Raw genomic sequence first — 12,372 nt, 5'->3', positions numbered from 1 at the left:
TCTGCCCGAACTCTGAGTTGTGCACAAACTTAATGTGATTGGTATAACGTATTCCTAAACAGCGTTAATAAAACCCTGCTGCCGCCAGGCCTCATAACTGATAATGGCAACCGAATTTGCCAGGTTCAATGAGCGTGCATCGGCCATCATAGGAATGCGGATTCGCTGACCATCGGGTAAGTTATCGCGAATGTCATCGGGTAAACCATGAGTCTCAGAGCCAAACAACAACACGTCGCCGGGACGAAACTGTACCTGATGATAATGCACCGAACCCTTGGTGGTACAGGCGAAAATCCGTTTATCTCCCACAACGTTTAAAAATGCCTGATAGTCGGCATGGCGGACAACATTGGTAAGATCATGATAATCCAGGCCGGCCCGTTTTAACTTTTTATCATCGAAATCAAACCCTAAAGGCTCAATTAAGTGCAAGCGACAACCGTTGTTGGCGGCCAGGCGGATAATATTGCCGCAATTTGGCGCGATTCTGGGCTCAAACAAGGCGATCTCAAACATTTACACTCTCCATATTGGCAACGGCAACTTATTACATTTTCTGGTCAATGTGAGAAGTGGCAATATGGACCTGAGTACAGGTCCATCGATTAACATTCACTGGTAGGATTACGGCCGAGTAATTGTAACGCCGCCTCAGCGGCTGGCTTACCCTGGTATAACACCTGATAAATCTGTTCGACAATCGGCATTTCCACGTTTTCACGTTTCGCCAGCATATAGACTTCGCGGGTGTTGCGATAGCCTTCAACCACCTGACCAATTTCCCGTTGTGCTTGTTCCACGTTTTCACCACGACCCAGTGCCAGGCCAAATCGACGATTACGAGACTGGTTGTCGGTACAGGTTAAAACCAGATCTCCCAGGCACGCCATGCCCATAAAGGTCACAGGATTTGCACCCAGCTTTACGCCAAGGCGACTCATTTCGGCCAGCCCCCGGGTAATTAAAGCCGTACGAGCATTCGCGCCAAAGCCAATACCATCGGCAATACCGGCACCAATGGCAATCACGTTTTTCACCGCACCGCCAAGTTGTACACCGATAAAATCACTGTTCTGATAGACCCGGAACGAGGTTTCACAATGCAGTAAACTGGCCAGGCTGTCGGCAAATGGTTGATCATCAGACGACAACGAAATCGCGGTCGGCAAGCCGGCCACCATTTCTTTGGCAAAGGTTGGCCCTGACAACACCGCCAGTGGCACGTCATTACCGAGAACTTCACGGGCCACATCCTGCAATAAACGTCCGGTCTCCGGATCCAGGCCTTTAGTCGCCCATGCGACTTTAACACCGGGTTGGAGAAGAGGTTTTATCTTAACCAGCATTTCCCGAAATGCGTGGCTGGGAACCACAATCAATAAAATATCACTGGCGGTTACCGCTTTATGCAGGTCAGCTTCCAATGCCAGTGCTTCAGGAAATGTAAAGCCAGGCAGGTATGCTTCGTTCGAGCGGCTCTGTTGCATGGCTGCAACATGATCTGGGTTGCGGCCCCAAAGGAGGGTTTTCTGGCCATTTCTGGCAAAACAAAATGCCAGGGCGGTTCCGTAAGAACCGGCCCCCAGCACGCTGATATCAGCTTTTTTTTCCATATAGATTACGCGTCAGTTGTTGCGTCGGAATTGGCTTCCTGAGCCGCTTTCATATCCGCTGCACGTTTTTGTACATACGATGCGAATAATGCATCAAAGTTAACCGGTGCCAGGTTCAACTGTGGGAACGTACCACGGGCAACCAGGCTACTAACTACCTCGCGAGCGTATGGAAATAATGTATTCGGGCAGAATGAACCTAACGTGTGCGCCAGTTGCGGCTCTGGCATGTTACCAACGGTGAAAATACCAGCCTGCTGAACTTCCGCCAAAAATGCCACCTGATCGTCTAACGATGCAGTCACTGTAATAGCAAGCACAACCTCGTAAGTATCTTCAGCCAGTTTGTTAGAACGGGTATCAAGATCTAACTTTACTTCAGGTTTCCATTCTTTTTGAAAAATCGCTGGCGAGCTCGGCGTTTCGAATGAAACATCTTTGGTGTAGATGCGTTGAATCGCAAATGCCGGTGCTGCTTGTTGATTGTCGCTACCGTTAGCAGCTGCTTGGTTTTGTTCAGACATAATATTACTTCCTAAGTATAGAATTCTGTCGTATCGATACGACTTGTATTTATTTGTTCAGCAGAGTATCCAGATCACCCTGATACTCCAGGGCCATTAGATCATCACAACCACCGACATGTTTATTATCGATAAAAATTTGTGGCACGGTTCTGCGACCACCACTCAATTCGATCATTTCCGCTCGGCGACCAGGTTCCTCATCGAGACTGATTTCATCAAAAACAACCTGTTTATGAGATAACAGCGCTTTCGCCCGATGGCAATAAGGGCAATAGGCGCTGCTATATATCACTACTTTTACCATAACACGTCCGTTACTTGCTGATCGGTAAGCTGGCAGATTGCCAGGCTGACAAACCGCCTTGCAGGTAAGTCACGTTAGCAAAGCCGGCTTTGGAAAGCTGATTGGCCGCCTTTACGGCAGTCATGCCCGCGGCACATACCACAATAATGGGCTTGTCTTTGTATTTTTCAAGGCTGGTTAGCTCATTGCTGTTAATTTTTTCCGCGCTCAGGTGTTTTGAACCAAAAATATGACCTTTTCGAAAGTCTTTGTCGGCACGGATATCAACGATGACCCCATCCTCTCGATTTACCAACATAGTCAGCTCTTGGGTGCTGATCGACTTGATTGATGAAAATCGCTTTTTCACCGATGTAAAAATCAGTAATGAAGCAATCGCCAGCCATGCCATTGATAAAACCGGGTGATTACTTAAAAAATCGACGTACTGTTCCATAACCTTTATGTTACCTGTAAAAAAGATGCAAGCGCCGCTTTCGGCGGTTGTTAAATCTGCAAAGGCCACAAGTATACCGTTTGCTTATCAAGAATCCAGTAATTGCAAAAAATTGCGGTTGATCCCCGCCACAAACTGGTTCTATGATACCAGTCCGGTGTACAATGCTGCTGAGCTCCAGTCGTTAATCAGATATAGGCAAATCAATGAGTAACAAGAAATCTACAGTACTGATCATCCTCGACGGATGGGGATATCGCGAAAATCAGGACTCCAATGCGATTTCACATGCCAACACACCGGTGATGGATAACCTGATGAAGGACTATCCGACCATGTTAATCGATACATCCGGCATGGCGGTAGGTTTACCCGATGGCCAAATGGGTAATTCCGAGGTCGGCCATGTCAACCTTGGGGCTGGACGCATTGTCTATCAGGACTTCACTCGCATCACCAAAGCCATCGAAGATGGTGAATTCAACCAGAATGCGGTATTACAAGAAGCCATTGATACGGCGGTCGACAAAGGCAAAGCCATTCATGTATTCGGATTATTGTCGCCTGGTGGCGTGCATAGTCACGAAGAACACATTTTCGCCCTGTTGAAGATGGCCAAGCAGCGCGGCGCTGAAAAGGTCTACTTGCATGCATTCCTGGACGGACGCGATACCCCGCCACGGAGCGCCATGGCGTCATTGGAAAAAGCCGATCAGGTGTTTCAGGAATTAGGCAATGGTCGCATCGCTTCGATTGTTGGCCGTTACTATGCCATGGACCGCGATCAACGTTGGGATCGCGTCGAGAAAGCATACAACCTTATCGTCTCTGGCGAAGGCGAGTATCAGGCCGAGACTGCAGTTCAGGCATTACAGGATGCCTATGATCGGGATGAAAACGATGAGTTCGTCAAAGCTACCGCCATTATCCAGGATGGCAGTGCGGTAACGGTTGAAGACGGTGACGCGATGATTTTCATGAACTTTCGAGCCGACCGGGCGCGTCAGTTTACGCGCTGTTTTACGGAACCGGACTTTAACGGTTTTGCTCGCAAACGCACACCAGACGTCAGTCGCTTCGTGATGTTAACCGAATATGCGGCAGACATTGATGCCGCCATCGCTTTTCCGCCTGAAAACCTACAAAACGTGCTCGGTGAGTGGCTACAAAAGCATAATAAAACCCAGCTGCGGATATCAGAAACGGAAAAATACGCCCATGTCACCTTTTTCTTCAGTGGCGGTCGCGAACAGACGTTTGTTGGCGAGGATCGGGAACTAATCCCGTCACCACAGGTGGCCACGTATGATTTACAACCGGAAATGAATTCTGAGTTGCTAACCGAAAAGCTCGTTGCCGCGATTGAAAGTGGTGACTATGATTTTATTGTCTGTAACTACCCGAATGGGGATATGGTTGGTCATACGGGTAATTTTGAGGCGGCAGTAAAAGCCTGTGAAGCCGTAGACCAATGCATAGGCCGGGTGGTAACTGCATTGCATAAAACCGGTGGTGAGTGTCTGATTACCGCCGATCATGGCAACGCCGAAATGATGGTGAATAGCGAGTCCGGACAAGCTCATACGGCCCATACCTGCGAACCCGTACCACTGATTTACGTGGGTCGCCCAGCAATCCCGGCACAAACCGGGTCACTGAGTGATATCGCACCAACGATTCTGAAACTGATGGCAATGGAGCAGCCCGAAGAAATGACCGGAACTCCATTGATGCAGCTAAGTGACTAGCGCCACTCTTTTCCCTTTCTTACGAATCCCCGGCAGCCTTTGGTTGTCGGGCGCCCTGTTTTGCTTGCTGATTGGCAACGCTAATGCCAGTAATGATGATGCAAAAACACAACAAGAACTCGATGCGTTAAAGCAACAGATTGCCGCGCAGAAACAAACACTCGACCAGAGTAATCAGCAGCAACAGGAACTACAGAACAGACTTAAACAGGATGATCTGGCAATTGCCAGAAATGCTCAAAAAATCAATCAAATTAGCGATGAAAAACAACTGGTTGAAAGTAAACTTGCGGATCTCAGGCAACAACAGCAGGATCTGAGCAAAGAAAAGCAGAAACAGGAGCGGGTACTGGCAGAACAGATTCGCAGCGCTTATTATGCCGGCCATCATGACTACCTGAAACTATTACTCAACCAACAGGATCCGAATCAGGTAGGTCGCAACCTTACTTACTATCAGTATCTGAACGATGCCCGGATTGAAAGTATCGAAGACTTTAAATCCGTCATTCAACGGTTACTAGATGTCGAGCAGGAACAGCAGGCCCAGGCCGACAAGCTCGCCAAACTTATCGATCAGCAGCAACAACAAAAAGAAGCTCTGGAAACCAATCGCCAGCAACGCCAGGCGACATTGAAAAGCATAAATTCCAAAATACTCTCGTCGAAGCAGCGACTGACTAAGCTCGAAGACGAGGAGAAATCCTTGATTCAGGCATTGGCTCGATTACAGGCAATGCAGCAACAAGCCTGGGAGCTTACCGGCTTAAGTAAGTTAAAGAACAAGTTGCAATGGCCGGTGAAAGGACATGTCACCCATGCATTTGGCCAGCGTAAACAAGGTTACTTGCGTTGGAAAGGCGTGTTAATGAGTGCTCCGGTCGGTCGTCCGGTGTATACCATCCACAACGGCACTGTGTTATTTGCCGACTGGCTTAAAGGGTACGGGCTGGTGGTAGTAGTTGACCACGGCGACGGTTACATGAGTTTATATGGCCATAATCAGACCTTGCTGAAAAATGTAGGTGATCGGGTGGAAATCGGGGAACCTATTGCCCTGGTTGGACAATCCGGAGGGCAAAACCAGGCCGGCCTGTATTTTGAAATCCGCCACAAAGGAAAGCCGGTGAACCCTAAGCTATGGTGTAAATAACCGATAAATTTCTGCCAGAACAAAGGGTTATTTCAGGGCGAAAAAAATTACCGGGTTTTCATCGATTTTCCAGATTAATATTGTTATTCTGCTGTAAACAAAACATTAAAATAATAAGAATTTAATTTTGCGCTTACTTTTCTCTCTCTTATTGTTATTGCCGTTTTCTGTTTTGGCAAGCTCGCAAACCACTAAAAAAGTGGCCATCGTGATCGATGATATCGGCTACCGTCACACCGACCGGGCGGCGTTAATGTTACCGAGGCAGGTAGCGTTTGCCGTGCTTCCTCATACCCCGCATGGTAAAGAATTAGCCCAACAAGCCAAACAACAGCAACGTGAAATTATGCTGCATGTTCCGATGGAATCGATCCGAGGCTTAAATCCAGGCCCGGGAGCTTTGACATCCGCAATGTCTGAGCAAAATCTCTATGCAACATTACAGGCGCAAATTGACGATATTCCTTATGTAATAGGTATCAATAATCATATGGGTAGCCGACTGACGCAGTTATCCCAGCCGATGAACTGGACCATGAAGTTCCTGAAAGCCAACGATTTGTTTTTTCTCGACTCACGCACCAGCAAGTTCTCACAAGCAGAATACGTGGCCCAACAACATGGGGTTCCAAGCTTACATCGCAAACTATTCCTTGATAACAAGCTCGATGAGTCTTATATCGAAAATCAATTTAATAAGTTAATCCGATTGAGTAAACGAGACGGCGTTGCCGTTGCCATTGCCCATCCGCATCCGCAGACACTGCAGGTATTGCATCGGATGCTACCGACACTGGCCCAGCACCAGGTAGAGTTAGTCGATATTTCTTCTTTGTTGCAACCCGGCCAGGAACAACTGGCACAAGGCGATAGCACCGACCGGATTGCCAAGACCGCAAAAGAAAAGGCTACCGAGTAGCCTTTTTGTTGTTAACCCGGATATCCTTTTAGCTTTTATTTTCCAGCAACTGCAACACTTTTTCCTTCTTGTCACTGGTTTGCAGGCTTGCCAATACCTCTTCCGATTCTGTTAAACGATTCAGGTGAATCAGTACCTCTGCATAGTGCAACAGGATCTCTTCGTTGTCTGGCAAGGCCTGTTTCGCCTCAATTAGCAAAGACTCAGCGGTATCATAATCTCCCATCTTCATGTGCGCTACCGCTAAGGTATCTTTAACCTGCGGTTGTTGTGGCGCTAATTTCGCCGCTCTTTTCGCACTGTCCAGGCCCAATTGATATTGTTCCGCCATGATTGCCGACCAGGCAAGGTTGTTAAGTACAACAAAGCTATCCGGGTATTTCTCAGCGATTTCCTGATACAAAGCCAACGCCTGTTGGGGATCGGTTTCGCTGGTTAACTCGGCTTTGAGGTTTTTCATTGCCAGGTTATCTGGATCTGATGCCAACCCTACATTGATGACATCCAATGCCGTGTTGTTGTCCCGCAGGCGTTGCAGGATTTGTGCGTAAAGAAAACTATTCGCGGCATTGGGCTGACGCTGGTGCAATGGTTGCGCAAATTCCTTTGCCTGCTCATTTTCATTCACCTGGTAGTAAAATTTAGCCGCCAGTTTCAGATAGCCAATTTCATTGACTTCGCTTGGATCAATCGACTCAATAACAGCTCTGGCTCGCCCATAAGACTTAGATTGCATTAGGTAATTAGCTTCCACCAACTTTAAATTTTCCTGCTCGGGAAAGCGTTGCTGTGCTTTTTTAACCTGGGTGTAAGCTTGCTGATATTTTTGCTGTACTTCCAACGTGTACAAATAGCCCTGGTGCGCGTCGAAATTATCCGGATTTTTCTCTATTTGAGTCAAATAGAGGTTTTCCGCACGCTGATATTGTTTAGCGGCGATAGCCATTTTCGCAAATACCCGATAATAAACATCCGGGTTATCTTTATTGCTGGCCATGCTCTGCAGTAATTCCAGTCCCTGCCCCCGACGGCCGGCATTTTCCAGTGCTTTGGCACGGGCAATGGTCAGGTTTACTTGCTCTGGATGTTGTTCTGAAAGCTCCTCCAGAAAATCGACAACTTCATCTTCATCATTAAGGTTTTTTGCATTGGCAATGATGAGATCGAGACCACCACGATGCGCGGGCTCATTTTGTAACAGGCGAGTTAATTTTTGATGCGCCTGCTCACCCTGGCCATCCTGCATATCTGCTAACGCCAGATTGAACAAGGCGCCTGAACTGTTTTCAACTTTTTCGAGCGCAACGTTGAATGCGTTAATGGCCTGTTTCATTTCCCCTTGCGCGCGATAAACAACTCCTCTAGCCAGATAACCCTGATCGGAATCCGGCTTTTGCTTGACCCATTCATCGGCAATACCCATTGCGTCGGAGTAATTTTTGGTTTTCACGTAATTTAACAACAGAGTCAATCGTGCCCGATCAAAATCCGGGTCCAATTCTAAAGCGCGTTTTAAATCATCAATGCCGGTATCATCCTGAACCGATAATTTTAACGCACCACGCTGGCCGAGAGTCTGTGAGTCATTGACATCGAGGGCATCAAGTTTTTCTATATATTTGCTCGCCTGACTGGTATCTCCCTTACGCAACAGGGCTTGCGATGTATTGGCAACTAACGCAAAATCTTCTGCATTAATTTCATCCAGCTTTTCGATACTGGCAACTGCTTCATCAATGTAGCCAAGCTTTAGTTTTACCATTGATAATATTTTATGGCCTACATGCTTGGATGGCAGATCCTTTTCGATAATACTCAGATGCCGATATGAGGATTCAAAATTACCGAGCCGATAATTGGCAACGCCGGCAATTAAGTTAGATTTGACTAAATTGGGTTGACCACTCAACGCTAACGTAGCATGTTCAATGGCTTCGGCATTTTTACCCGATAACGTCAGCAATTCGGCTTTGTATTCGTTCACTATGGCCGAGCTGGGATAATAGCCCAGCATCTCATCAACCTGCTCTTCGGCAACGTCCATTTGGCCTTCGCGGATAAGGACATTAATGTAGGCTAGTTGCGCCAGGTAATTGTATGCGTAGGCTTTGTTATAATTGGCATAGGCTTGCACGGCCATATCGAACTGGCGATTCATCCGGTATAGATTTGCCAGCATCAGGGTCGCATCCCGGTAAGGCGTGTCCTGAACCTGCAGCGCATCGACCATATCGATGGCTTGAGTGATCTGATCATTGTGAGCGGCAAACCAGGCCTGGCTCAACTTATAGTAAAAATCATCGGATGGTTTACCGGTAATCACTTTCGACAGAACATCGAATCCGGATTCTACATCCCCAGCCATCGACATTGCGATCCCGGCGACACTGTTGATTTCCCTCTGAACCTGCGGCGAAAGTTGGATTGCGGTGTCAATGTTGTCCTTAACACTGTCAAAATCGAGCATATAGATATTACTGCGCACCAGTAATGGCAACACAATATCGGCATCAAAATTTAAGTCCAATGCTCGCTGCAATTCTTTTTTGGCACCCTGGATAGAGCCAGACAACAGATAGCTCTTACCCAATAACATTCGTGAGCGGCCACTTTGAGGTGCAACCCTTACTGCATTTTTCAGTTCAATGCTCGCTGCCTGGTAATCACCATCAGCCATCAACAGTAACGCACTGTCGATGTATTCCTGTTCACTTTTGTCGGGTTGGCAGGCCGTTAGCGCCAGAAAGCTTAAAAAGAGGATTATCAGGGAGTTTATCGTTGTTTTCATTCTTCTTCCTTGTGAAGGCTCTATAACCAATTGATATATCTGATATATAGGCTGAACCACTAAATCAGCAGAACTCGACTTCAGTATAGGTGAAATTTTTTTTTGGACAAAATATCTGCAATATTAGTGAAATCGCGTGATCAGTAAGCCAGGGTTACGACAAGGATGGGCATTTGTCGATAAATATCCGGTGACCAGCATAGATATTTAGCCAAATTTGAACTAAGTATAATAGATTGGACGACGATTATCGTCGTTCGGGCGGCCTCGTTAGCCGCTCTGGCATGCAGTGATAGAGGCGGTTATCCTGGCGACAATGCAATAAACCTGGCGCGAAAGATTACTCAGGACGACAAAATAATAATGGTGCAAATATAAAACATGGATAAATCCGCTGGTACATCTGACGATTTTGCGAAACGCCTGAGCCCGGTATTTATCGTTGGCTGCCCGCGCTCCGGTACCACCTTGCTGCAGGTAAAACTGTCAGCGATCGAAGAATTAGCCATTCCCCCCGAAGACGATTTTATACTTAGGTTCTACTACAAACTGAAGCAGGATTGCGAAAGAATATTAACCGACCAGGAAGTTAATCACCTGATCGACGATTTGTTTTACCATGACAATGGTACATTCAGTCAATGGCACGTTAGCCGGGAACAAATTAATCAAGAACTGGCGACACGAAAGGACATTACCCTACGCCAGTTAATCGATGCCATTTACCAGGCATTTCTTAATCGCCTCGAGAATAAACAACGATGGGGATGCAAGGTCCCCTATTTTGCCGCCCACATAGAAACCCTACAGCATATATTTCCCTTTGCAAAATTTATTCACATCGTCCGTGATGGCAGGGCCGCCTATCAGTCAATGCTAGAAAGAGAACAGCACCCGGATGCTCGTCAGTATCCGAAATCGCCATTCAATATTGCCTGGCAATGGCAAAGGTTTGTGAACTCTGCTGAGTCTGCGGGACAAAAGTTTTCGCCTCAATTTCTGCGAATTCATTATGAAAACCTTCTCGCGGATGCGGATGCGGTATATGCCCAACTCGCTACTTTCCTCGACGTCAAGGTGAGCCAGTTAACCCAGGATTACTACCAGAATCTGCTGGATAATCAGCTGATCCGTCAGGACAACATTGCGCTTTACGTGAAACCGAAAATTGATGCCAGCAAGGCCCAACGCTGGCAAAAGCATTTGAGTCCATATCAGCTTGCCTGCTTTGAAGCGGTCGCGGGCAACACCTTACAACACATGGGTTACCCTTTGTCAAAACCACCAATATTTATGCTCAGGCAATGGACTATTCGGGCGCTGGCACAAGGTTATTTGTCGCTACGTTCGTGTAAGCAGTGGCTGAGAAACACGTTATTACAACCGGGTATCTGATTATTTATGGAAAAATTATTACCGATGCAAGTAACGCAACACATCATTTATCGTCCCCTTTACGTGCTGTTTGCATTATTTGCCTTTATTGGCTTGATGAATATGCCCATTTTAGTGACGCTTTGGCGTCACAGTTTTGATGATGGTACATACTCACACGCATTTCTTATCCCAGTCATCAGCGCCTACCTGCTTTTTGATGCGTTTAAACAAGGCAAGATTGAGTTACGAGATAAATTCTCGTTCCTGGCGTTTTTCCTATTTCTGATTTCCTGTGTTTGCCTGTTTGCCACAGTCCGGGCGCAAATGAGCCTGGGTTATTGGTTAAGCCTGCTGATGCTATTAAGCAGTGCCAGTATCATGCTGTTCAAACCCCGCCTGGCTCTATTATTCCCCACCCTCTACCTGATTTTTTTGATGCCGCTTTGGGGGGCATTTACCACCTTTTTGCAAGATATGTCTGTAGCGGCTGCCACGGGCATACTGCATTTTACCGATATTCCGATATACGTTAAGGATCAGTTTATCAGCCTGCCGGCAGGAACTTTCGAAATTGCTAATGGCTGTAGTGGCCTTCGATACCTGCTGGTATCCCTGGCGATAAGCAGTCTTTACGTGTTTCTGTATATTCGTAACTGGCGATCTGCCACCATCTTTTTCACCTTCGCTATCCTGGGTGCTTTAATCACCAACTGGATTCGAATTGTCAGCTTAATTCTCATTGGTCAATACACCAATATGGAAAGCGAGTTGATGCACGATCACAACAATTTTGGTTGGTACCTGTATGTTCCGTTTATGGTAATCCTGTTTTATCTCGGTAATAAACTCGCAGACGAACCCGAAGAGCAGACAATTCAAAAGCCCGCAGCCACCAAGCCTAACCTGACAGCTACCCTGCTGACCCTGGTTATGGTCAGCCTGTGCTCGTCTGCGTTGCTGATGATTAATCGCCAGCCGATAAACAACATGTCTGGTAATCAGGCGCTGCCAAGCCCTGATATTAAGTTTTATTCCAGTCTGAGTCAGCGTCCCCTGCCGGGATTTGAGGACACAGGGATTGAGCAGGTTTATCAATTTTACTGTGATGATCTCGACTGCAAGCCAAGTTATTATGCCAATGTCGTTTTGCCGCAAGGCTGGCAAGTCGTAGAGTTTCGTGATCATAAACAGTTTGCCGAATATGTCTTGCAACAGGGTCGAAGGCAGGCTCATCTGCAACTTTGGTATCAACGCCAGGATTTTCGTACCAGTAATGTAAAACGTTTTAAGTTAATGCGAAGTAAGTCATTTCTAACTTCAAACGAAAATGACAAATTGATCTGGCAATTCCGGTTTTGTGACATGGACTGCGAGCCTTTACTGGCAAATGAACAACAAGAATAAGATTAACGCTCTGCCTGGATGGTCGCAGCAAAGCGACTAAGACGAGACCGATTCATAAGCCAAATCGGGTGACAAACATTGAACGGATGAATTGCGAATT

11 protein-coding genes are annotated in these 12,372 nt (G+C 46.8%); 5 read left to right on the top strand and 6 right to left on the bottom strand.

Annotation, left to right across the window (positions count from 1 at the left end):
- Positions 1–54 precede the first annotated feature (54 nt).
- The 5 genes from E8M12_RS03610 to E8M12_RS03590 form a co-directional block, all read right to left on the bottom strand.
- Positions 55–519, bottom strand: coding sequence for a tRNA (cytidine(34)-2'-O)-methyltransferase (locus tag E8M12_RS03610; RefSeq protein WP_136734719.1), 465 nt, complete (start codon positions 517–519; stop codon positions 55–57).
- An 89-nt stretch (positions 520–608) separates the two neighbouring features.
- Complete coding sequence (gene gpsA / locus E8M12_RS03605; protein WP_136734718.1) at positions 609–1,616, bottom strand: NAD(P)H-dependent glycerol-3-phosphate dehydrogenase; 1,008 nt, start codon at positions 1,614–1,616, stop codon at positions 609–611.
- Between the two features lie 5 nt (positions 1,617–1,621).
- Positions 1,622–2,140: a protein-export chaperone SecB gene (gene secB, locus E8M12_RS03600; RefSeq protein ID WP_136734717.1), complete on the bottom strand. Its 519-nt coding sequence runs from the start codon at positions 2,138–2,140 to the stop codon at positions 1,622–1,624.
- Between the two features lie 49 nt (positions 2,141–2,189).
- Positions 2,190–2,447 (bottom strand): glutaredoxin 3, encoded by a 258-nt coding sequence (gene grxC / locus E8M12_RS03595; protein ID WP_136734716.1) that lies wholly within the window; start codon positions 2,445–2,447, stop codon positions 2,190–2,192.
- A 10-nt stretch (positions 2,448–2,457) separates the two neighbouring features.
- Positions 2,458–2,883, bottom strand: a complete 426-nt coding sequence (locus E8M12_RS03590) for a rhodanese-like domain-containing protein (RefSeq protein ID WP_136734715.1) — start codon at positions 2,881–2,883, stop codon at positions 2,458–2,460.
- A 206-nt stretch (positions 2,884–3,089) separates the two neighbouring features.
- Here E8M12_RS03590 and gpmM point away from each other — a divergent pair, with 206 nt between their 5' ends.
- From gpmM to E8M12_RS03575, 3 genes are all read left to right on the top strand, one after another.
- Positions 3,090–4,631 (top strand): 2,3-bisphosphoglycerate-independent phosphoglycerate mutase, encoded by a 1,542-nt coding sequence (gpmM, locus tag E8M12_RS03585; RefSeq protein ID WP_136734714.1) that lies wholly within the window; start codon positions 3,090–3,092, stop codon positions 4,629–4,631.
- Positions 4,624–5,784, top strand: coding sequence for a murein hydrolase activator EnvC family protein (locus E8M12_RS03580; protein ID WP_136734713.1), 1,161 nt, complete (start codon positions 4,624–4,626; stop codon positions 5,782–5,784). The genes gpmM and E8M12_RS03580 overlap by 8 nt, the downstream gene beginning before the upstream one ends.
- Before the next feature lie 127 nt (positions 5,785–5,911).
- Positions 5,912–6,703 (top strand): divergent polysaccharide deacetylase family protein, encoded by a 792-nt coding sequence (locus E8M12_RS03575; protein WP_246034001.1) that lies wholly within the window; start codon positions 5,912–5,914, stop codon positions 6,701–6,703.
- 28 nt (positions 6,704–6,731) lie between these two features.
- Here the strand turns inward: E8M12_RS03575 and prsT are convergent, their stop codons facing one another.
- Positions 6,732–9,491 (bottom strand): XrtA/PEP-CTERM system TPR-repeat protein PrsT, encoded by a 2,760-nt coding sequence (prsT, locus tag E8M12_RS03570; RefSeq protein WP_136734711.1) that lies wholly within the window; start codon positions 9,489–9,491, stop codon positions 6,732–6,734.
- Positions 9,492–9,872: 381 nt separating this feature from the next.
- Here prsT and E8M12_RS03565 point away from each other — a divergent pair, with 381 nt between their 5' ends.
- Both E8M12_RS03565 and xrt read left to right on the top strand, forming a co-directional pair.
- The gene (locus tag E8M12_RS03565; protein WP_136734710.1) at positions 9,873–10,886 is read left to right on the top strand and encodes a sulfotransferase family protein; all 1,014 of its coding nucleotides are present in this window, start codon (positions 9,873–9,875) and stop codon (positions 10,884–10,886) included.
- A 6-nt stretch (positions 10,887–10,892) separates the two neighbouring features.
- On the top strand, positions 10,893–12,272 hold the full coding sequence (xrt, locus tag E8M12_RS03560) for an exosortase (RefSeq protein ID WP_136734709.1): 1,380 nt from the start codon (positions 10,893–10,895) through the stop codon (positions 12,270–12,272).
- Positions 12,273–12,372: the final 100 nt, after the last annotated feature.

The organism is Thalassotalea mangrovi, assembly GCF_005116735.1.
Taxonomy (GTDB): domain Bacteria; phylum Pseudomonadota; class Gammaproteobacteria; order Enterobacterales; family Alteromonadaceae; genus Thalassotalea_A; species Thalassotalea_A mangrovi.
The sequence above is the reverse complement of the archived record's forward strand: the minus strand, read 5'-3'. Positions and strand labels throughout refer to the sequence as shown.

Excerpts from the sequence above, each read along its gene's own strand:
- E8M12_RS03610 (WP_136734719.1), bottom strand. The coding sequence starts at position 519 with ATGTTTGAGATCGCCTTGTTTGAGCCCAGAATCGCGCCAAATTGCGGC.
- gpsA (WP_136734718.1), bottom strand. The coding sequence starts at position 1,616 with ATGGAAAAAAAAGCTGATATCAGCGTGCTGGGGGCCGGTTCTTACGGA.
- secB (WP_136734717.1), bottom strand. The coding sequence starts at position 2,140 with ATGTCTGAACAAAACCAAGCAGCTGCTAACGGTAGCGACAATCAACAA.
- grxC (WP_136734716.1), bottom strand. The coding sequence starts at position 2,447 with ATGGTAAAAGTAGTGATATATAGCAGCGCCTATTGCCCTTATTGCCAT.
- E8M12_RS03590 (WP_136734715.1), bottom strand. The coding sequence starts at position 2,883 with ATGGAACAGTACGTCGATTTTTTAAGTAATCACCCGGTTTTATCAATG.
- gpmM (WP_136734714.1), top strand. The coding sequence starts at position 3,090 with ATGAGTAACAAGAAATCTACAGTACTGATCATCCTCGACGGATGGGGA.
- prsT (WP_136734711.1), bottom strand. The coding sequence starts at position 9,491 with ATGAAAACAACGATAAACTCCCTGATAATCCTCTTTTTAAGCTTTCTG.
- E8M12_RS03565 (WP_136734710.1), top strand. The coding sequence starts at position 9,873 with ATGGATAAATCCGCTGGTACATCTGACGATTTTGCGAAACGCCTGAGC.
- xrt (WP_136734709.1), top strand. The coding sequence starts at position 10,893 with ATGGAAAAATTATTACCGATGCAAGTAACGCAACACATCATTTATCGT.